Genomic DNA, 21,805 nt, shown 5'->3' with positions numbered 1-21,805 from the left:
AAAAACGCCGATATGGCGTTTTTTTTTGCACCCAGTTACCAGTGGGTGGACGGTTTCGCGTTTTTACTGTAAACTCGCTGGAATTTGTCAAAATTTCGTAAATTAGCGGAAATTGGTATCTTAACATAACATAAAAACATTATATTTCAGTGGCTTGGCTCTTTATGGAGGTCGCGTTGACAAAGTCTGCCTTACTCGTACTCGAAGATGGAACTGTATTCTCTGGCACAGCAATTGGTGCCGATGGTCTCTCTGTTGGTGAAGTTGTTTTTAACACTTCCATGACAGGATACCAAGAAATTTTAACTGATCCATCCTACTCACGCCAGATTGTAACATTAACCTACCCACACATAGGCAACACTGGTACCAATGATGAAGATATTGAATCCGATGGGGTTCACGCTTGTGGTCTTATCATTCGTGATCTTCCGCTCATCGCAAGTAGTTTCCGTAATCAACAAAGCTTAAGTGATTATCTCAAAGCGAACAATGTCGTTGGCATAGCAGATATCGATACCCGCAAGTTAACTCGTATTCTCCGTGAAAAAGGTGCTCAAGCCGGTTGTATTATGGCAGGTGCAGACTTAGACGAAGCAAAAGCGCTCGCCGCTGCCAAAGCTTTCCCCGGTTTAAAAGGCATGGATCTCGCTAAAGAAGTCACGACCAAAACTGCCTATCCATGGCGTAAAGGTAGCTGGCGTTTAGTGGGCGGCTTACCAGAAGATACGCCAGCAAATGAGCTTAAATACAAAGTAGTAGCCTACGACTACGGCGTTAAGCAAAACATTCTGCGCATGTTAGTGGACCGCGGTTGTGACGTCACCGTAGTGCCTGCTAAAACTTCAGCTGCCGAAGTGTTAGCGATGAATCCCGATGGTGTGTTCCTTTCGAACGGCCCTGGCGATCCAGAGCCATGCGATTACGCGATTGAAGCGATTCAACAAATTCTGAAAACCGACACGCCGATTTTCGGTATTTGTTTAGGTCATCAGCTACTCGCGCTGGCCTCAGGTGCAAAAACCTTGAAGATGAAGTTTGGTCACCACGGTGCAAACCACCCAGTGAGCAATATCGAGAAAGGTAACGTGATGATCACCAGCCAAAACCACGGTTTTGCTGCCGATGAAACGACCTTACCCGCCAACATTAAAGTGACGCATAAGTCGCTGTTTGATGGTTCACTCCAAGGTATCCATCTCACGGACAAGCCCGCGTTCAGCTTCCAAGGTCACCCTGAAGCGAGCCCTGGCCCGAACGATGCCGCCCCGCTGTTCGATCACTTTATCGAGCTAATCGACATATACCGTCAGAACGCCAAGTAGTACGCTAGCTAGGAGAAGAGAGAAGCAATGCCAAAACGTACAGATATAAAGAGTATTCTTATCCTAGGCGCCGGCCCAATAGTGATTGGTCAGGCATGTGAATTTGACTATTCTGGCGCACAAGCGTGTAAAGCGCTGCGTGAAGAAGGCTACCGTGTCATTCTGGTGAACTCTAACCCTGCCACCATTATGACTGATCCAGAAATGGCCGATGCCACTTATATCGAGCCGATTCACTGGGAAGTGGTCCGTAACATTATTGCTAAAGAACGCCCAGATGCGATTCTGCCAACCATGGGCGGCCAAACCGCACTGAACTGCGCATTAGAACTTGAAGCCAAAGGCGTACTGAAAGAATTTAACGTCGAGATGATTGGCGCGACTGCCGATGCCATCGATAAAGCTGAAGACCGTAGCCGCTTTGATAAAGCGATGAAAAGTATTGGTCTTGATTGTCCGCGCGCGGGCATTGCCCACAATATGGACGAAGCTTATGGCGTACTTGATCAAGTGGGTTTCCCTTGCATTATCCGCCCATCCTTTACTATGGGTGGCTCAGGCGGCGGTATCGCTTACAACAGGGAAGAGTTCGAAGAGATCTGTTCACAGGGCTTAGAGTTATCGCCAACGAGTGAACTGCTGATCGACGAATCACTGATCGGTTGGAAAGAATACGAGATGGAAGTGGTCCGTGACCGCAACGATAACTGCATTATCGTCTGCGCCATCGAAAACTTCGATCCTATGGGCGTGCACACGGGCGACTCTATTACAGTTGCACCCGCGCAAACCCTGACTGATAAAGAATACCAAATCATGCGTAACGCCTCTATGGCCGTACTGCGTGAGATTGGTGTTGAGACAGGCGGTTCGAACGTACAGTTTGGCATCAACCCGAAAGATGGCCGTATGGTTATCATCGAGATGAACCCACGGGTATCGCGCTCTTCAGCATTAGCATCAAAGGCAACGGGTTTCCCGATTGCGAAAATCGCCGCTAAGTTAGCGGTTGGTTTCACCCTTGATGAGCTGATGAACGACATCACTGGCGGTCGCACGCCAGCATCATTCGAGCCTGCTATCGATTACGTTGTGACTAAAGTGCCACGCTTTAACTTTGAAAAGTTTGCCGGCGCCAATGATCGCTTAACCACACAGATGAAGTCTGTGGGTGAAGTGATGGCGATTGGCCGTACTTTCCAAGAGTCACTGCAAAAAGCATTACGTGGTTTAGAAGTTAGCCGTAACGGTCTAGATCCTGTCACAGACATGTCTAAACCTGAGGCGATGTCGCGAATCCGCCACGAGCTGAAAGAGCCTGGTTGCGACCGTATTTGGTACATAGCCGATGCGATGCGTGCGGGGTTGAGCTTAGATGAAATCTTTAAACTGACCAATATCGACCCTTGGTTCCTCGTGCAAATCGAAGAGCTGGTTCAGCTCGAAGGTGTTGTCGCTGAAGCGGGTCTGGCGGGTCTGGATATCGACTTACTGCGTAAGCTGAAACGTAAAGGTTTTGCCGATGCGCGTCTGGCCGATGTATTAGGCGTGAACGAAGCCGAAGTGCGTAAGCTGCGTGATAAGTTCGACCTGCACCCAGTCTATAAGCGTGTGGATACCTGTGCGGCAGAGTTTGCGACAGACACAGCTTACATGTACTCAACGTATGAAGAAGAATGTGAAGCTAACCCATCGACCCGTGACAAAATCATGGTGTTAGGTGGCGGGCCAAACCGTATCGGTCAAGGTATTGAGTTCGATTATTGCTGTGTGCACGCGGCGTTAGCGCTACGTGAAGACGGCTATGAAACCATCATGGTGAACTGTAACCCTGAAACCGTTTCAACCGACTACGACACTTCAGACCGTCTGTACTTCGAACCCGTCACACTGGAAGACGTATTAGAAATCGTCCGTATCGAGAAGCCAAAGGGCGTTATCGTGCAGTACGGTGGTCAAACGCCATTGAAATTGGCCCGTGCCTTAGAAGCTGCTGGCGTACCTGTAATTGGTACTAGCCCAGATGCCATCGACCGCGCCGAAGACCGTGAGCGTTTCCAGCAAGCGATTCAACGCTTAGAGATGAAACAGCCTGAAAACGATACTGTGACTACGGTTGAAGGTGCTGTGATTGCCGCTGAGCGTATCGGTTATCCGTTAGTTGTGCGTCCATCCTATGTACTGGGCGGCCGCGCGATGGAAATCGTCTATGATAAGCAAGATTTGCTACGTTACTTCAACGAAGCCGTGAGCGTATCGAACGCGTCGCCAGTATTGCTCGATCGCTTCTTAGATGATGCGATTGAAGTGGATATTGATGCAGTATGTGACGGCGAAATCGTGGTGATAGGCGCGATTATGGAGCATATCGAACAAGCGGGTGTTCACTCAGGTGACTCAGGTTGTTCTCTACCGCCATACACGCTAAGCCAAGAAATCCAAGATCGTATGCGCGTTCAAGTCGGCAAGTTGGCGATGGAACTCGGCGTTGTCGGCCTGATGAACGTACAGTTCGCCGTGAAAGATAACGAAATCTATATGATTGAAGTTAACCCACGTGCTGCCCGTACTGTGCCATTCGTGTCCAAAGCGACCGGTGTGCCTTTAGCTAAGATCGCCGCGCGTGTGATGGCGGGCCAAAGTTTAACGTCGCAAAACTTCACTAAAGAAGTGATCCCACCTTTCTACTCAGTGAAAGAAGTGGTGTTGCCCTTTAATAAGTTCCCGGGTGTTGACCCACTGTTAGGCCCAGAAATGCGCTCTACCGGTGAAGTTATGGGTGTGGGCGATACGTTCGCCGAAGCCTATGCTAAGGCGCAGTTAGGTGCGACTTCTGAGGTGCCTAAGTCAGGCCGTGCATTATTGTCTGTGCGTAACAGCGATAAGAAACGCGTTGCCGATTTAGCGGCTAAGTTAATTGAGCTCGGTTATCAAATCGATGCGACTCATGGTACTGCGGTTATCCTAGGCGAAGCGGGTATCAACCCACGTTTAGTGAACAAGGTGCACGAAGGGCGTCCACACATTCTCGATCGCATCAAGAATGGTGAATACACTTATATCGTGAACACTACCGAAGGTCGCCAAGCGATTGAAGATTCTCGTCAATTGCGCCGCGGTGCTCTGCGTTACAAAGTTAACTACACGACGACCATGAATGCTGCATTCGCTACTTGTATGGCCCATGCTGCGGATGACCGTACTAACGTGACGTCAGTACAAGAACTGCATCTGCGCGTATTGGCTAAATAAGCCACAGCGTTAATGCCGTGAATTAGAGGGCCGCATAACTTAGGTTATGCGGCCTTATTATTTAGACTATATCTGTTTTGCTAAGTTTATGAGTCTGTTTTACTGAATGGTTTAGCTTGTTGTGATCGCCCATTGATCTACTTTTCACCTACTTATGTTGCCTGAGAAAACTATGTCTGCGCCAGCCGATAGCCTTGCCAAAGTCGATACTTTTATTGCGCCGCCTTGCCTCGGGCAAATACGCGTGCTTTATCAAGATAACGATATTCTACTGATTGATAAGCCAAGCGGATTATTGAGTTTGTCGGGGAAGAATCCGCTGAATCTCGACTCGGTGCATTATCGTTTAGTGCAGGATTTTCCGACGGCCACTTTGCTGCACAGACTCGATTTTGGCACTTCCGGTATCATGCTGGTGGCGCTGAATAAAAGCGTGAATGGTTTGCTGACAAAACAGTTTCAGGCGCGCACGGTTGAAAAGCGTTATACCGCCTTGCTGCACGGGCATTTAGCCGCTGACAGCGGGGTGATTAATCTGCCGATCGCTAAAGATAGTGACCATTTCCCGCTACAAAAGATTTGCCATAGCACAGGCAAAGTTGCGATCAGTGAATATCAGGTGCTGGAACGATTAACCGAACCTTTCGCCACGCGGGTCGAATTTATCCCTGTTTCTGGCCGAACCCATCAACTGCGGATCCACAGTCAGCAATTGGGTCACTCAATACTGGGGTGCGATCTCTACGGTGGCGTGGGTGAGTGCGTGACTGATAAGGCTGATGTTGATGAAGCTGATATCACTAATACGACGAGCAGCAGATTAATGCTGCATGCGATCCGCTTAGCGTTTAACCATCCTATCAAGGGTGAGCGTATCGACTGGGTTTGTGAGTGTCCTTTTTAAGCGCTTTTAAAAGAGCAATAGAGTTTAGCTCTCAGCATTCAGCATTCAGCACTTAGCACGTAGAATTTAGAGCAATGGGTTTAGTTGCTAAACCCGATACGTTCGGTCTGCATTGGCGGCGTATCGTTGGGGAGCCAAGTATGGTAAATCGTTGCGAAGGTGCCATCTGCTTTTATCGCTTCTAGGCTGTTTTTCCACTGTTCGATCACATCATTGGGTGTGCCTTGTGAAAAGGCAATATAAAGATGATTAGCACTAATCGTGAAGAGCGACTCTACATCATCAATGCTCGCGCCTGCATCCGACAGAATACTCGGCGCGGTGAGATTGGCATTACACCAAAGATCGACACGTTGCTTCATCAATTGTTTGGCACTCAATAAGGGCTCGGATGAGGCCGCAACATTCGTAAATCCCAGTTCGAGCAATAGGCGTTCTTCCACCGAGGCACGATAGACACCAATTGCCTTAGCTGTCTTTGCATCATCTATAGTGGTTATTTTTATACCGCTATTTTTTAAGGCATAAAAATTAGTCGTGCCGATAGCAACAGGCCCAATCATAGTAAACATTTGCTCCCTTTCTGCTGTGCGCGTCATCGTAAACAACACAGTATTAGGTTGCTCGGTCAGCATTTTCCAGCCGCGAGCCCAAGGTACGACCTTGATTGGATCTGGGTTCTTTATGCGCTTTTGAATTTCTTGTACTACCTGTACAGCTAAACCATCGGGTTTGCCATTGACAGAAAAGCTGATTGGTGACCATTCTTCGGTATAGATGTTGAGCGGCTGCGCGCGAAGAGAAACTGCGCTGCTAAGGGTGAGTGATAACAATAAACTTGTGACTAATTTCATTAATAACCCTAAAAATTAGAATGTTATAATTGAGTCTCACTGCTTGCTCTTGAAACGATTAAAGATGAAGGCTGTGTTTAAATCAAGTATAGCTAGGGGTTCATTTTCTAAGATTAAATTTACTATACCGTTTTGAACGATAAAAAAAGAGCGCGAGTATGGCGCTCTTAGGTAGGCTTATTTATGGGTGATAGCTTATCTTTCTGTGCCTATATATCACGCTCGATATACATCTCGCATAAGGTTATCAATGCAATGCACAACACGCATACTGGCGTCTTCCATTGAGTGCAGTTGTTTGACCATCTCAGGCAAATTACCTTTTTGTCTCGCATTGAGCGCCGCTTTTCCTGCCTCGTGTACCGCTTTATGTGGTGCATCTAATGCTTTGAAGTTACTTAAATGCTGATAATTCTCGGCACCAAATCCTTTGAAATACCATTGCCCTAGGCGGCACTCAGTGTGTGAGTTCACGTTGTGGTTATGCTGTGGTTTTTCAATTAATTGATAAACGCTACTTTTCCAGACTGCGTGATCGAGCTTAGTGGTATTCAAGAATGACGCTGTGGCTGCGTTATGGATAACGTGCTGCATTTGTTTTGAGCGTTGCAGGACATCTTCAACGACTTGACCAATTTGGGTTGAGGAGGTGGCTACATCAACGGCACTACTTTGATTATTATGAACAATTTCTTTAATCTCAGCTGCTTGCGCGACGATTTGTTTCACGAGCTTTTCAATATGGCTACTGGCTTCATGGGCTTTGCTCGCAAGCTGGCGCACTTCATCGGCCACCACAGCAAACCCTCGTCCTGCTTCGCCTGCACGGGCGGCTTCAATGGCGGCGTTCAATGCCAGCAAGTTTGTTTGTTCTGAAATTCCTTGAATTGCCGCAACAAATTGATTGATTGAAGAGGTCGTAGCATCGAGTTCTGTGACAGCTTTCATGCTGTTCGATGCTTGATCATTAATATAAGTCGCTCTAGTGCCTAAATTGGCAATGGCCACACGGGTTTGATCAAAAACGTGATTGAGTTCAGACAGTGATTCTTTTTCCGCAGAGAGTAATTCGGCACTACTGGCTAAGCCTTCGCGCACGGCATTAAGCATATCTCCGCCTAGGTTTTGGCAGGCGATCACTTCAGTGTAGTGGTCTGCATTTTGGCGCGACTGTTGCTGCATAGTCTCATTTTCACGGATCATGCCACGCAGTTCATCTACTTCATTTTGGTGTTGGCGTTCTAGTTGGATGAGTCGCTCTTTAAGCGCCTGGTTTTCAGCTTTGAGCTGGGAATTAAACCACATATAAAACCTCTCAAGTCGCTAGGACTATCACTATTGCTTATCGACTTACTGTGACTGGGCTCAGCGGTAAATACTGCAATGTTAATAAAAAGTAAAACGATTCAGGTATGGAAATATTAACTGATCTTTAAGCTTTATTCTTAATTTTTTTAAGGTTATTGAAGCTTTTATGCTTTGTCATAAATGGGTTAGTACTATCGAATGATAAGTGAACCACGCTAAGGTTAACTTAGCTTGGTTCACTTTGAGGTCTTAGGTCTTAGGCCTATGGCATAGGTAAGTCGAGCACCACTGTGGCTATGCTGAAATACACGAGTACACCTATGATATCGGCGATGGAGGTGATGAGTGGCGCACTAGCGGCCGCAGGGTCCATCTTTAACTTGCTCAGTAAGAAAGGCAGAGACATACCAATCAAGCTGCCAATAATCACCACAATTTGCATTGTGAGTGCCACAACCAGCGCGATTTCAGGTCCGCCGCGCCAAAATCCTAGCAAGGACACTGCCGCTGCCATGCTGGCTCCTAATAATCCAGCTACAAATAACTCGCGCCCTAGCATAGATAACCAATCTTTGAGAACCACTTCCCCTGTGGCTAAGCCGCGTACCATTAAGGTCGACGATTGTGAGCCCGCATTGCCGCCGCTATCGATCAGCAGAGGTAGGAAGAAGACTAAAGAGACATAACTGGCAATGGTGTCTTCGAAGAAGGCGATCCCCGCTCCCGAGAAAATATTACCAAAAACCAAGATTACCAGCCAAACCACGCGCTTACGGTAAAGTAAGCCTATGCTGGCAGTCTTGAGGTTATGGTCAATATTGCCGATGGCCGCAGTTTTTGTGAACTCAAGATCCGCCTGTGAGCTGGCGATATCCATAGCATCATCATAGGTGACGATACCGACGAGCTGGCCTTTGCCATTGACTACTGGCAGCGCCATTAAGTCGTAATGGGCGATCATCTGCACCGCTTCTTCGCGAAAGGCATTGGCATCGAGCGCGACAGGATCGGGTTTCATAAAGTCGACCACTCGCTCGTGCGGTTGCGCCAGCAATAACTGCCTTAAAGATACAGTTCCTATTAAGCGGCCTAACATATCCACCACATAGGTTTGATAAATCGTTTCTTTATCTGCCGCTTCAGTACGTAGAGTATCAATTGCTTCTGCCGCAGTATGGCGGCTATTCAGTAATGTGTAATCCGAGGTCATGACCGCGCCGACTTTAGCTTTATCATAGGCGGCGAGGGTGCGCATATCTTCGCGTTTGGCCAATGCTAGCGCAGGTAAAATCGCCGCTTGCTGGGTTTCATCGAGCAGATTATAGAGGTCGGCACGTTCATCTGCTGCCATGTGAACCAGCAGCGCAGATAGCGTAGTTTTATCTAATTGCTGTACTAAGCTGGCTTGCAATTCATCGGTCAGATAGCGAAACAAATTGGCACAAACCTTAGGTGAGGCCAGTTGCAATAATAGGACTTGTTGAGCTTGATTAAAGACGTTAAATACGGCTGCAATATCGGCAGGGTGGCGTTTTTCGGCTAATTCAGCCATGGCGCTGGCACTGCGTTGCTCGATAATCATTTGCAAGTTATGGATGATTTTTTTAGTGTTGTTTGTGCTGTTATTCATGTTCATAGTTCATTCTCTCAACGATCTAGTGACCAAAGTAAAAGGTGATGTCTGCGCCAAGTTGCAGCGCGTTGCCACGAAGGGCATTGCCTAAGCTCAATTCCAGCTGTAGCTGTTGTTGTGGCGTGTGTTGATAAGCGAACTGATAGGTAGTCTCGCTCAATTCTTTTTGATAAATCTCGGCTATCACGCGATGGTGACTACTGAGTTCATACGCCGCCGCGATACCCACAAGCAATTGGGTTGATTGATTAAACTCATGGGTAAAACCTAAATTGGTATAGAGACTGACATCAGAATCGCCTAAGGTTTTGCCAAAAATGCCGAAGACTTCGGTGGCTAATTCGTTACTGGCATCGAGGTTTTTCTGCAAGTTGATCACCAGTGCGCTGTGCCAATCATCCTGTTGCTGCTCTGAATCTGAGTGGGAGTTTACGTTGAGCGGCAGCTTAATGCCGACTTCAGCTTGCTCCTCACGAATATCGTCATTGGCATTGGACGCTAATCCTAAATGCCATTCCCATTGATTGCGGCTGCAAGTCGTGGCCGCGTTTAATTGTGGGCGAGCATGATCCGACCTAGGTTGTTGCCAGCCCATTTCTAATTCACAGCGATCCGCGAGGGCAGGATCATCCACTTCGAGATGGGATGCCGCCGCACTCATGCTGTAGTACAAGCTGATACTTGCGCAGGATAAAGATCGCAAAATTGATGTGTTGTTTATGTAAGCCATATTTAGGCTCCTCAGATGTAAACCCATAGATGTAAATCCATAGGGAAAACGAAGTCCACTGAGGCAAAAAACTTGCTTTGAGATGCAATAAATACACATAACTGAACCCCAGCAAAATGCTGGAATTGCTAAAGCGCAGCCATAGGCTCAGGCTTATTGTCTGTGATTGATATTTTGGGGGAGGCTGAGTGAAGAATGGTTCACACTACTACCCTGCTTAGCAGGTAGCAGCAAATATTGCGGGCTAGTGCTAGGCGTTAAATCCTGTCTTTTGGACAGGGCATCTACTGTCGCTTATGTGTGTGCCCACAGTGGGTCTCCGCAATGATTAAAGTCGCCACATTCTAAGGGACTGAAATGTAAAGTCAACCGCACATGTTATTACATATGTTTTTGTTTGAATTTACACTTTAAGGAAAAGTTAATTTTATGATCATTCCTGGGCTTGCGTGATTTTGTTGGGAGTGCTGGTGGTTTTGCGTGCTAATCATTGTTGTTTGATTGTTTATTTTTTGGCTGGTAGCGGTTGATTTTTGTTGTCGGATTTAACTGTGATATTGAATTGTGGTTTTTAACGGTATGACTTATCTCAGTAAGCTGTATTTGAGTCGCCAGAGATGAGTTAACACTTTATCCATAATGGGGGATTTGGCATTAGTGCACTTCGGGTATACCCTTGTCGTGCCTGCGGTGAGTCATTGTGCTCACTCAGATTAAGTCAGATTAAGTCAGATTGCTGTATTCAGATTTTGGGGGGGATTAAGCTGTGGCACACAATATCGATGAGTTGGAATCAATTACTGCACCTATCGATCTTAAGTGCACCGCGAATATCAAGATCGCCAGTATCAATCTGTTTAACTTTATTGAGCCGCCTTTGGCTTACTATGATTTTGAAAATATCTATAGCCATGGGCAATGGCAGAAAAAGTGTCAGTGGTTGAGTGAGTTTCTCGCACATCGCCAGCCCGATATTGTGGGATTTCAAGAAGTGTTTAGCCCTGAACCGCTCAAACGAATCGCCAGTGAGCAAGGTCTAGGGTATTTTGCGGTCGTTGATGAGCCAACTCTTATCAGTGATTACATTTATCGCAGCCCTGTGGTCGCGCTTGCCTCCCGTTATCCCATAGTGGAAATCAGCAGTGTCGAACCTGATGCGCGTTTAGTGGCAGCCATGGGATTATTGAGTGAATTTGCCTTTAGCCGTAAGGTGCTGCGCGCAACCGTTGAAGTGCCACACATCGGCAAGTGTGACTATTATGTGGTGCACTTTAAGTCAAAACGTGCCGGATTAGCGCTCGAGCCTAAGCTATTTGAACATCAGCCCCTTGAACATCAACCTCTCGAACATCAGCCACTTGGGTTAGATAACTTGGCTCCCGCAGCAAGCATGAAACTGCATTCAGAAACCCAACTACTCACAGAGCAAGCCTTAGGCCGCTGGGCATCTACCATGCAGCGCGGCGCAGAAGCAGCATTATTATTCAATGGCATATTAGTACGCAGGCAAGAATCTAAACATCCCGTTATCGTGATGGGGGACTTTAATGACAGTCTGACAATGGGCGCCTTAGATGCGTTAACGATACAGGGCGAGAGTATCCACAGTAATGACATTAAAGCCGCTGGCCTTGGGCATTTATCGGATGCGGCGTTAGCGGCGGTGTTTGTTCAGTATCAACTTAAGGATGCCTATGAGTTATTTATTGAAGCGAACTTGAGGGACAGTTTGACGGGTAATACCGCTTACCATAGGGAACACCGAACGGCGACCCATTACTATGGCCCCAAAGGTTCTGTGCTGGATTATATTTTGCTTTCGAGCGAATTTGATGCGAGCCATGGCCGCAGTTTAGCGCAAGTGGTGGATTATCAGACCTGCGATAGACACTTAGTCAGACCTGAATATGAACGCGACGCCTACAGTACTGACCATGCGCCCGTCATTGTTGAGTTAGCGCTACGTAGCTAAGTTCTCGTGTTTACTGATTAATTCGTTTTATTTCAATCATGTCAGTTGTCTTTATCGCGCAGGCATCTTCTCGCTACGGTTTTGTTATCGTTGTTTCATTAACCATTCCAACATCATTTCGCATGAATATCATTCAGAATTAACCGTTAAAATAAGGTATGATCGGCCACCCGTGGATGATGGAAAATAAGCGCTGCGGCGCGTTCGGTACTCGCACTTAGGTGACATTGGGTATATCATCCGTTTCCCATTTTTTAGACAGCAGCCCTTTTTAGTGGCGGCACTATTTTTAAAGGCAACTATGGCTATCAGAATCAAACTTAAACCCGGCCGCGAGAAGTCACTTGAGCGTCGCCATCCTTGGGTATTTTCCAATGCTATTCATAATATTAAGGGAAAACCTGAAGCGGGTGAGACAGTCGATGTGGTCGCGCATGATGGTCATTGGTTAGGTCGTGGTGCTTGGTCGCCTGAGTCGCAAATTCAAGTGCGGATTTGGACTTTCGATCGCGAAGAAGAAATTGATCGCGCGTTTTTTGCCAGACGTTTACAGCGGGCGCAAATCGGCCGTAACGATTTAATCCGCGAGCAAGGCTTAACAGGTTACCGTTTAGTGGCTGCTGAGTCCGATGGTTTACCTGGGATCACCATCGACAGATATGCCAATGTGTTGGTGTGCCAGTTACTGAGCACAGGTGCTGATTTATGGCGCGATACCTTAGTCGAGCTATTGGCTGAGCAATATCCAGATTGTGCTATCTATGAGCGTTCCGATGTGGATTCCCGTAAGAAAGAAGGCCTGCTGCCTGTTACCGGTTTACTGCACGGCACTCTGCCAGAAATGCCAGTGATTATCGAAGAAAACGGCATCAAGATCGCCGTCGATGTGATTAAAGGCCATAAGACAGGTTTCTATCTCGATCAACGTGATAACCGCGCGATTGCCGCCCGTTTTGTCAAAGATAAATCGGTATTGAACTGTTTTTGCTACACAGGGACTTTTGGTCTGTACGCTGCGAAAGCAGGTGCTGCCAGTATTGAAAACGTCGATGTGTCTTCTCTAGCCTTGGCGACAGCGCGCCTCAATATGCAAGTGAACGGTTTGAGTGATGACAATGTGCATTACAACGAAGCCGATGTGTTCAAGTTGTTGCGCCAGTACCGTGATGAAGGCAAAACCTTTGATGTGATTGTGCTCGACCCGCCTAAGTTTGCCGATAACAAAGCGCAGTTAAACGGGGCTTGCCGTGGTTATAAAGACATCAACATGATTGCATTGCAGTTATTGAATCCGGGCGGCGTGTTATTGACCTTCTCTTGCTCAGGATTAATGCCTGCGGATCTGTTCCAAAAAATCGTGGCTGATGCCGCGCTCGATGCGAAACGTGAAATCCAGTTTATCGAACGCTTAAGCCAAGCGAGCGATCACCCTATCGGTAGCGCCTTCCCAGAAGGATTCTACTTAAAAGGTCTAGTTGCCAGAGCTTGGTAAGCAAAGCGTTTGATATAAGCTGTCTGCGATGGGCAACTTAGTTAGATAACATTGAGCTATAAAAAGAACCATAAAAAATGCCAGCCCTTTGAAAAAAGTGGCTGGCATTTTTACAGCGTATTTTTTACTGTGCATTTTTACAATCAGCAGCCTTGTGACTGTGATAGGATTTTTACGCTTAACTTATTTGGCGGTAAAGGTTTTTACGCCATCAGGGGTGCCAACGAGTAACACATCTGCACCGCGTTTGGCGAACAGACCGTTAGTCACTACACCGACTATCTCATTGATCTGACTTTCTAATTCTTTTGGATTAAGGATCTTAAGATTGTACACATCGAGGATCACGTTACCGTTATCGGTCACAACGCCTTCACGGTACACAGGATCGCCGCCAAGTTTAACGAGTTGACGCGCCACATAAGAGCGTGCCATCGGAATGACTTCTACGGGTAGTGGAAATTCACCTAGTATGTCGACTTGCTTAGTGTTATCCACGATACAGATAAACTTCTCAGCCACAGCCGCGACAATTTTCTCGCGAGTTAATGCCGCGCCGCCACCTTTAATCATATCCATGCGGTCGTTGATTTCATCGGCACCGTCCACATAGACAGATAAACGATCGACGCTGTTTAAGTCATAAACGGGAATACCCAGCGCTTTCATTTTCTGAGTTGATGCCTCAGAGCTAGAGACTGCGCCTTCGATATCGGCTTTCATGGTCGCCAGTGCATCGATAAAGTGATTCACAGTCGAACCCGTACCAACACCAACAATGCTGTCTTTTTCAACGAACTTAAGTGCGGCCCAACCGGCAGCTTTTTTCATTTCATCTTGAGTCATGTTGACATCCTGTAACGGCAAATGAGTAAAAAATTCTGGGCTTAGTATACTCTTTTCCGATAAATAATGTGGCGCAATTCCACCGTGGGTGTGATCTAGATTGCTGGCATTTTCACATTAGCAAGCAGTCCCAATAACGTAAGTAACTTAAGCAGTTAAGTTGGAAAGCATTTCGCTATACGCAACTAATCTAACTAAGCTACTATGGCAAAAGTAGAATGATTTATTGAGGATTTAGCATGGCAGGCGCGAGTTTATTAACCTTACTCGACGATATCGCATCGATTTTGGATGACGTAGCGGTAATGAGTAAAGTAGCGGCAAAGAAAACCGCGGGTGTACTGGGGGATGATTTAGCCCTCAATGCCCAGCAAGTGACTGGCGTAAGCGCCGATCGTGAATTACCTGTCGTGTGGGCAGTGGCCAAGGGATCATTCCGTAATAAGTTGATTTTAGTGCCAGCAGCAATGCTTATCAGCGCTTTTATTCCCTGGGCTGTCACCCCTTTATTAATGTTTGGTGGACTGTTTTTATGCTACGAAGGGTTTGAAAAACTGCATCACAGCTATAGCCATAGAAAAGGCCAGCAACAACACGAAACCCAAGTAGAGAATGAGTTACCTGAGATTAAAGATTTCGCCGCCTACGAGGCCGAAAAAGTCAAAGGGGCGATTCGTACCGACTTTGTGTTATCGGCGGAAATTATTGCCATTACCCTTGGTATCGTGGCGGACAAATCCCTATCGACACAGTTTTTTACGTTAGCTGTCATTGGGATAGTCATGACCATAGGCGTGTATGGCTTAGTGGCGGCGATTGTGAAAATGGATGATGCGGGTTTGTACTTGAGTCAACGTGAAGGTGCCTCTGTATTAACTCAAATGAACCGTAAATTAGGTTTTGGTTTATTGAGCGCAGCTCCCGTATTAATGAAAAGTTTAACGATTATTGGCACGGCAGCCATGTTTATGGTGGGCGGTGGGATTTTAACTCATGGTCTACACCTAGTCGGCGAGCAAATCCACCATGCTGAACAAGCGGTTGCTGCCATTGGTGTTGTTGGACCAGTGTTTGCTGTGCTGACGCCAAGTATTCTTAATGGCTTATTTGGTGTCGTTGCTGGCGCTGTTGCACTTATTGCGATGACAGGAATACAGAAATTGCGTAGTTAACTAGCTGCGCGCATCAACCATCAAGGATGAGCACGATGAAGTTAATGAAGTACTGTGTCTCCCCGAGTAAGCTGGCTTGGTTACGTAAAGAGTTTGGCAAAGATGCCGATGGGTTAATGGCGGCAATGGATGCTGCTGGCACGGCTTATCTTGATAACCTCAATGCCTCGACTGAGCCGCTGAAAAGTGAGCGGGTATCGGCCAAGGCTGAAAATGCGATTAAAGCTAAAACTCAGCTTCAAGCGCAGCGTCAGTGGGCATATTTGTGGCTGCAGCAACGTATCGCTTTGACTACACGTATTGATGATATTGAACTTGCAGCGTTAGCTGCTTTTGAATTTCAACATGTCCGCATCGAGGTAGTTGAGCCGTCGGAGTTTAATACAGTATTAGCACTATTACAGGCTGAGCAAGTCTTAGGTTTTGATACTGAAACCCGTGCAAGCTTTGAGCGCTGCGTGCAACATCCCTTGAGTCTTATTCAAATCGCGACAGTGGATACCTGTTATTTATTTCAGCATGCCATTTTGGGTGAGCAATTCACCCAGTTAAAAGCCTTATTAGAAGATGAAACCATACTCAAAGTCGGGGTTGGTTTACGCAGTGATACACAAGCCCTCAGGCGGCAATGGGGCATTAATGTCGCCTCAACTTTAGATTTAAATTGGGCACTGGCGCAACTTGGAGCGGAGAAGGAAATGGGGACGCGCCAGTTAGTTGCGGCGCTTTTGGGTGTTCGTATCGACAAACCTAAAAAAGTCACCTTATCGAATTGGCAGCACGTGCCGTTATCCAGTGCGCAAATTCATTATGCCGCCGCCGATGCCTTGGCCGCACTCAAATGCTTCAACGCGCTAATCACTCAACTGACACCCTTTTATCATGCATCAAGTGCCGCAAAAGCCGCATTATTAATTCCTTCAAGTTTGATAGTGCCATTGGCGAAATATTTTAAGGATGCAGAATGAAACACAAAACCCAAAATGCCGCAAAAGTTAAAATCATGCCATTACATTCGGATGCGAGCTCGCAAGGCACCAGTACTTTAGGTTTGATTTACCGCGTACTTGGCATGTTGCTTCTGTTAAGTGTTATCACTTTTGGGATTAATGCTTGGGCATAGATAGCGGTATTGCCAGCAGTCGAAAATAAAGGAGAACACTATGTTAGATGCTATTTGTGAACTCGAAACAGAGGATCATTTAATTGCGAGAACGACTTATAGTGTTTTTAAGTTTCAACAATTACCCGATGAGGATATCGAGCGTTTGCGGCAATGGTTAATTTGCCCCGCCTGCGGTGGTAAAGCATATTTCCGTAAAGCCTCAAAAGACGGTAAAGCCGCTTGTTTTGGCTCGCGATATCATCAAGCCGATTGCATTGAATTTAAACCTTCGGCACAAAAGTCCCGTGAGGAGCAAGATGCCATCGAAGTGCAGCAACAGCTGGTGGACGCCGATGCCTTAATGATCGATTTTAGCCGTAAACCTCGTCGCCATACGCCTGCAAACAAAGTTTCGACTGCACAGGTATTAACCAGCAAGACTGAGCCAACGCCTAAATTGTCCTCTATGCCTGAGTCATCGAAAGCGTCTGTTGCATCGTCAGTGGATGATCGGATACAAGAGTCGAAAACAGGCTACCAAGTTAACACAGCTGGACATACCACTGAAAAACGAGTGCCCAGCCAAGGGCTCGAAAAATTACTCCACAGTTTATTGCGCGGTACAGATTTGGCGAAATCGGATCTCTGGGTATACACAGACGCTGAGCGAAAATACCGTTGGCGGGCGAAGAACCTGTTTGTCAATTTTGCCGATGCGGACCCAAGCGACAATAAACCCCACATGTATTGGGGCACGATATCCCACACTGACCCGACGATGAGTTGGCTTAATCCCGCCGACAGCAAAGATATCGGCATTCCTATCGATGGGATAAAGCAACGATTATTAGTGCAATTTGAAATAGAAGATAAACGCTGCTTTGAAGGCGCTGGTTTGATTTTATTTGGTAAATGTTTTTGGAATAAAGAAAAGACCCGCAAAATTATTCAGCTATGGAATAACGATTTGCAGCGGATTTTTATCTCAAAGTTGGAAGATTAGCTTCGGGCAGAAACTAAAAAGAGGGGAGTAAAGGGGCGATTCCCGACGCACAAAAGCGTTACAGCAAAAGTCCCTATCTATATCACGCTTATGAAAGCGCTTACTTGCCGCAGCACTTCTTGAATTTTTGACCGCTACCACAAACGCAAGGCTCGTTACGATTCGGTTTTTTCTCGAAAGTCGTGGTCTTAGGCTTATTTAATAAACCGTCTAATTCAACAATATCTTCAGCGACGTCGGCATTGACTTCGATATTGGCGAACAGCTGGTGTTCGGCAACAATCGCGGCAACTTCGAGTTTACGCGCTTCGTCGGCAACAATTAATTGTAATGGTAATGCTTCTGTACCCGGTTTAGCGGCACGTTTAGTGTTGTAGCCATAGCTTTCGTGCTTTGGCTTAGGGGTTTTACGACCCTTGAAGAAAAATTTGTCAGACATGAGTGGTTCCGTCGAGCTGTGTATGAAATTGACGATGCTTATACTATAAAACGCCGATTTTATAAATCGAACTCAGATCTTTTTTCGATAAATGCGCGTCTTTAACCCTTAAGCACCTCAAAATGGCCGAAACGGCACACTTATTCGACGTCATCAAACTGATTTGTTGTGGGATCATTAAGTCGAGTTACTATTAACCTATGGGCTCTAAACTAAGTATCTACTACGTCATATCGCTAATATGCGATGGCTTTTTAATCTCAGTGGCAGTTAAATCAACAGCAATAGCCTAACTTGTTTGAAAAACCTTCAGTTAATGAGTTTTGCCATAAAAAGTACTTTACCTTTGGAGGTGCTTTTAGCATAATGCCCCACGTCAACAGGGGTGTAGTTCCAATTGGTAGAACAGCGGTCTCCAAAACCGATGGTTGCGGGTTCGAGTCCTGCCACCCCTGCCAAATAAAACAACGGCTTGCATAGAAATATGCGAGCCGTTTTCTTTTGCGTTGAATAAAGCGTAAAAAATGATTTTGCTTGGATTGAATAACTTGCCATTTTTTAACACTACCAATTGCCGGTACTATTTCCATTTTTTTGTCGTAACCCTCCAACATAACTGCGGCTTGTAGGCTACTTACTGCCAATGCTTGTTCATCAAATAGGTTGTTGGCGAAGTCACTAATCCGCCAGTTTTTAGCTTGATAATCGACGCTAAAGCGAGTTACCACATAATCATCTGCAACTGTCATCGCCGTTATAAATTGAGCTGCCTGTGCTATCAAAGTCTTGGCTGTGTTCGAAATAAGATAGGCCAATCAAAGCCACGGTTATTTAAATCAAAACGGTATTTATCCTATCTAAAATTTACCAATGTGTGACTGGTTTGTGCCGTTACTTGTGTAAAAGTCTGCATTGAACCTTTGCCTGTCATGAACCCACAGTACATTGATCAAGACTATTAGCCGTCAGAAATGAGTATTCCACGACACTTTATTTTTTGTTCATCTTTGGGATCTTAGTTCCAAAATCTAAGATTTAGTTTGAATTGAAGGTCATAACAGTACAATATAAGAACTATATTGAATGCATCTTAATTGTGTTCATCATCGTTCTGCTACTCGGCTAACAACTATGCTAAATATTGATGATCCTACACAAACCGAACGTACTCACGCGTTATGGCGCTTAGGCTTTAGACCTTTTTTCCTTGGGGGAGCAATATTAGCTGCGCTATATATCCCTTTATGGCTATTAACTTGGTTTACTCCCCAATATAGTTTTTTCCCTTCATCCTTTTGGAGCAAGATATTGCCGCTATGGTGGCATCCACATGAAATGCTGTTCGGTTTTGCTATGGCAATTGTGTGTGGATTTTTGCTGACTGCCGTTCAAAATTGGACTAACCAACCCACATTAAAGGGATGGCCACTCGCATTGACCTTTAGCTGCTGGCTATTGGCACGATTATTACTCTTACTCCCAATGCAAGTTCCGCTCATTTTGCCCGCCGTGTTTGATTCATTGTTCCTTGGTATGGCAAGCCTTACCCTATGGCGCTGTATTTATAAGGTGAAGCAATGGCGCAATATTGGTTTTCCGATCATGTTGTTTGCCGCACTCGTGATTAACAATGTCAGCTATTACGCTTTATTTGAACGCGATTTTATCCTTGCCAACCAGATCTGGCAGGCGATGTTATGGTGGTTAGCCTTACTTATCACCATAGTCGGTGGACGTGTCATTCCATTCTTTACCGCGATGCGCATTAAGGCCACTAAAGCAGATCCCTTAACTTGGATTGAATACCCGCTGATCCTGACGATGATCTTGCTCGTCATTCAATCACTCATCCACCTTATACCTCTGGAAGTCGAGCGAGGCTTACTGCTCATTGCGGGGCTTTTGCAGCTGGTCCGACTTGCACGCTGGTTACCCCATAAAACACTGAAAGAACCTATGCTGTGGTCCTTGCATCTTGCCTATTTAATGTTGCCTCTCAGCCTGTTAGCTATGAGTTGGTATCTCGATAATGAATATGCCTATCGCAGTTTGCTTCACCTATTTGCTATTGGTTGTATGGCTACCCTGTGTCTTTCGATGATTTCCAGAGTGTCACTCGGGCACACAAGTCGAAATATTTATGAGGGCCCTAAGATGATCTTGGCATTTATTTGCCTACCGTTAGCGGCACTGCTCAGGGCGCTAATGCCCATCTGGTTTCCGGCCCACACCCAAGTCTGGTTATGGTTGGCTGGCAGTTGCTGGTTTATCGCATTTGCACTGTTTGTATGGCATTACTTGCCGATACTTTCTCGCCCCCGTATTGATGGGCGCCCAGGTTAATATTGATGTTAGGACAAAAGGATACAAAGTGAAAACTTATTTTAAAACAGTCACATTGCTAAAAATGATTTGCTTGCTCGCCATAACTACATGTACATCTGTAGCGGCTTCCGATACTAGCAACCAACAAAAATACCCTAACCAATATCAATCTTGGCAAGCGACATCTGAACAGGTCGAGCGCGAAGATATGCTCGCCAATTATCCCGCCAGCATCATACTCTGGGCAGGATCTTCCTATGCAAAAGAGTACCATAGCCCACGTGGGCATCATTTTGCCGTTGCTGATGTGACGCATACTTTACGTACAGGTGTCCCCCCTAAGGCAGGAGAGAAAGGATTATCCGCCAGTTGTTGGACCTGCAAGACACCGGATGCCCCTAGATTGATTGAACAACTGGGATTTGAAGGATACTCTGCTAAAAACTTTACCGATTTGGGCAAAGAGATCCAAAGCGTAGTGTATTGCAGTGATTGCCATGAATCTGGCACTAATAAGTTAACTTTACCTCGCCCCCATGCCCAAGAGGCTATGGCTAAAATTCACCTGCCATTCGATAAACAAGATACCGATATGCAAGGTGCGCAGGTATGTGGTCAATGTCATGTCACTTACTATTTCCGTCCGGAAAAAAGTAATGTTGTAAATATTCCCTGGATTTTTGGCAGCACAGCCGATGATATTGAAAAATATTATGACACTCGCCGCTTCTTCGAATGGATCCATCCTCTTTCGAAAACGCCCATACTCAAAGCACGTCATCCTGAGTTTGAACACTGGAGTCGCAGTAAACATGCCGAAGTCGGTGTTACTTGCATTACCTGCCATATGCCAACCCAGCAGGATGCAAAAGGTGTTGAATTTACTAGTCATAAAGTTGATAAAGCCTTACCGCATTTTGATAACAGTTGCAGTGGCTGCCATAGCAGTAAAACCAAAATTGAAACCAAGCTCGCGGCCAATAAATTAACGATTGAGACCAAAGCCCGCGAAGTTGAAGCTCTGCTCGTCAAAGCCCACTATGAAGCTAAAGCGGCATGGGATGCTGGTGCTAAATGGGAGAATATGAATGAGCCAATTATGGCGATACGACACAGTCAGTGGCGCTGGGACTTTGCCATGTCTTCACATGGTTTGTATGCACATAATCCACAAGAAGGTAAGCAGCTTTTAGATAAAGCTATCGAACAAGCGAACGAAGCACGTCATCTGCTCGCTGGAATATTGAAGCAACTTAACGTGACTCAAGTTAGTTATCCAGATATCAGTACTAAGGAAAAGGCCCATCAAGCGATAGGGTTAATTGAATCGGATTTAATCAAAGAAAAACAAAAGTTTATTGAAGATGATGTTAATAAAAACTGGCAGCCTGTCGCAAAATATGGTTATTAGTTTATTAGCGGGTGGCTGATAATTTGAGGGATTT

General features: G+C 46.0%; 17 protein-coding genes and 1 tRNA gene. 12 read left to right on the top strand and 6 right to left on the bottom strand.

What is annotated here, in order from left to right:
• Nucleotides 1-164 precede the first annotated feature (164 nt).
• The 3 genes from carA to L5M51_RS11155 all read left to right on the top strand — a co-directional run bounded on the left by carA (nt 165) and on the right by L5M51_RS11155 (nt 5,481).
• Nucleotides 165-1,325 carry a glutamine-hydrolyzing carbamoyl-phosphate synthase small subunit gene (gene carA, locus L5M51_RS11165; RefSeq protein WP_113941188.1) on the top strand — a complete coding sequence of 387 codons (1,161 nt, stop codon included), beginning with the start codon at nt 165-167 and terminating at the stop codon, nt 1,323-1,325.
• Between the two features lie 27 nt (nt 1,326-1,352).
• Nucleotides 1,353-4,577 (top strand): carbamoyl-phosphate synthase large subunit, encoded by a 3,225-nt coding sequence (gene carB / locus L5M51_RS11160; RefSeq protein ID WP_105251663.1) that lies wholly within the window; start codon nt 1,353-1,355, stop codon nt 4,575-4,577.
• A gap of 172 nt (nt 4,578-4,749) precedes the next feature.
• Complete coding sequence (locus L5M51_RS11155) at nt 4,750-5,481, top strand: RluA family pseudouridine synthase (protein WP_263172715.1); 732 nt, start codon at nt 4,750-4,752, stop codon at nt 5,479-5,481.
• Nucleotides 5,482-5,561: 80 nt separating this feature from the next.
• Here L5M51_RS11155 and L5M51_RS11150 read toward each other — a convergent pair whose 3' ends face one another.
• The 4 genes from L5M51_RS11150 to L5M51_RS11135 all read right to left on the bottom strand — a co-directional run bounded on the left by L5M51_RS11150 (nt 5,562) and on the right by L5M51_RS11135 (nt 10,006).
• Nucleotides 5,562-6,335, bottom strand: a complete 774-nt coding sequence (locus L5M51_RS11150; protein ID WP_263172713.1) for a substrate-binding periplasmic protein — start codon at nt 6,333-6,335, stop codon at nt 5,562-5,564.
• Between the two features lie 216 nt (nt 6,336-6,551).
• Nucleotides 6,552-7,640 (bottom strand): methyl-accepting chemotaxis protein, encoded by a 1,089-nt coding sequence (locus L5M51_RS11145; protein WP_263172711.1) that lies wholly within the window; start codon nt 7,638-7,640, stop codon nt 6,552-6,554.
• Between the two features lie 265 nt (nt 7,641-7,905).
• Nucleotides 7,906-9,279 carry a magnesium transporter gene (mgtE, locus tag L5M51_RS11140; RefSeq protein ID WP_173243187.1) on the bottom strand — a complete coding sequence of 458 codons (1,374 nt, stop codon included), beginning with the start codon at nt 9,277-9,279 and terminating at the stop codon, nt 7,906-7,908.
• A gap of 19 nt (nt 9,280-9,298) precedes the next feature.
• Nucleotides 9,299-10,006 carry a hypothetical protein gene (locus L5M51_RS11135; protein ID WP_263172710.1) on the bottom strand — a complete coding sequence of 236 codons (708 nt, stop codon included), beginning with the start codon at nt 10,004-10,006 and terminating at the stop codon, nt 9,299-9,301.
• A 766-nt stretch (nt 10,007-10,772) separates the two neighbouring features.
• On the opposite strand from L5M51_RS11135, the gene L5M51_RS11130 reads away from it, so the two are divergent.
• Both L5M51_RS11130 and L5M51_RS11125 read left to right on the top strand, forming a co-directional pair.
• Nucleotides 10,773-11,978 (top strand): endonuclease/exonuclease/phosphatase family protein, encoded by a 1,206-nt coding sequence (locus tag L5M51_RS11130; protein WP_263172708.1) that lies wholly within the window; start codon nt 10,773-10,775, stop codon nt 11,976-11,978.
• A 301-nt stretch (nt 11,979-12,279) separates the two neighbouring features.
• Nucleotides 12,280-13,470 carry a class I SAM-dependent rRNA methyltransferase gene (locus tag L5M51_RS11125; protein ID WP_011788387.1) on the top strand — a complete coding sequence of 397 codons (1,191 nt, stop codon included), beginning with the start codon at nt 12,280-12,282 and terminating at the stop codon, nt 13,468-13,470.
• 183 nt (nt 13,471-13,653) lie between these two features.
• Here L5M51_RS11125 and rpiA read toward each other — a convergent pair whose 3' ends face one another.
• Nucleotides 13,654-14,316, bottom strand: a complete 663-nt coding sequence (gene rpiA / locus L5M51_RS11120) for a ribose-5-phosphate isomerase RpiA (RefSeq protein WP_263172705.1) — start codon at nt 14,314-14,316, stop codon at nt 13,654-13,656.
• Nucleotides 14,317-14,555: 239 nt separating this feature from the next.
• Between rpiA and L5M51_RS11115 the strand changes: the two genes are divergently transcribed.
• The 4 genes from L5M51_RS11115 to L5M51_RS11100 are packed head-to-tail and all read left to right on the top strand — an operon-like array spanning nt 14,556 to nt 17,596.
• Nucleotides 14,556-15,488 (top strand): DUF808 domain-containing protein, encoded by a 933-nt coding sequence (locus L5M51_RS11115; RefSeq protein ID WP_105251669.1) that lies wholly within the window; start codon nt 14,556-14,558, stop codon nt 15,486-15,488.
• A 35-nt stretch (nt 15,489-15,523) separates the two neighbouring features.
• Complete coding sequence (locus tag L5M51_RS11110) at nt 15,524-16,456, top strand: 3'-5' exonuclease (RefSeq protein WP_263172703.1); 933 nt, start codon at nt 15,524-15,526, stop codon at nt 16,454-16,456.
• Nucleotides 16,453-16,611: a hypothetical protein gene (locus L5M51_RS11105; RefSeq protein ID WP_263172701.1), complete on the top strand. Its 159-nt coding sequence runs from the start codon at nt 16,453-16,455 to the stop codon at nt 16,609-16,611. The genes L5M51_RS11110 and L5M51_RS11105 overlap by 4 nt, the downstream gene beginning before the upstream one ends.
• Before the next feature lie 40 nt (nt 16,612-16,651).
• The gene (locus L5M51_RS11100) at nt 16,652-17,596 is read left to right on the top strand and encodes a hypothetical protein (protein ID WP_263172699.1); all 945 of its coding nucleotides are present in this window, start codon (nt 16,652-16,654) and stop codon (nt 17,594-17,596) included.
• A 100-nt stretch (nt 17,597-17,696) separates the two neighbouring features.
• Here the strand turns inward: L5M51_RS11100 and L5M51_RS11095 are convergent, their stop codons facing one another.
• On the bottom strand, nt 17,697-18,035 hold the full coding sequence (locus L5M51_RS11095; RefSeq protein ID WP_113939267.1) for a PBPRA1643 family SWIM/SEC-C metal-binding motif protein: 339 nt from the start codon (nt 18,033-18,035) through the stop codon (nt 17,697-17,699).
• Between the two features lie 381 nt (nt 18,036-18,416).
• Between L5M51_RS11095 and L5M51_RS11090 the strand changes: the two genes are divergently transcribed.
• The 3 genes from L5M51_RS11090 (at nt 18,417) to L5M51_RS11080 (ending at nt 21,771) form a co-directional block, all read left to right on the top strand.
• Nucleotides 18,417-18,493 (top strand) — tRNA-Trp (locus L5M51_RS11090).
• 673 nt (nt 18,494-19,166) lie between these two features.
• Entirely contained in the window at nt 19,167-20,378 is a 1,212-nt protein-coding gene (locus tag L5M51_RS11085) for an NnrS family protein (RefSeq protein WP_263172697.1), read from the top strand.
• Nucleotides 20,362-21,771 carry an ammonia-forming cytochrome c nitrite reductase subunit c552 gene (locus L5M51_RS11080; protein WP_263172784.1) on the top strand — a complete coding sequence of 470 codons (1,410 nt, stop codon included), beginning with the start codon at nt 20,362-20,364 and terminating at the stop codon, nt 21,769-21,771. Before L5M51_RS11085 ends, L5M51_RS11080 begins: the two co-directional genes overlap by 17 nt.
• Nucleotides 21,772-21,805 lie beyond the last annotated feature (34 nt).

Source organism: Shewanella sp. SM73 (genome assembly GCF_025653795.1).
GTDB lineage: Bacteria > Pseudomonadota > Gammaproteobacteria > Enterobacterales > Shewanellaceae > Shewanella > Shewanella oncorhynchi.
The sequence above is the reverse complement of the archived record's forward strand: the minus strand, read 5'-3'. Positions and strand labels throughout refer to the sequence as shown.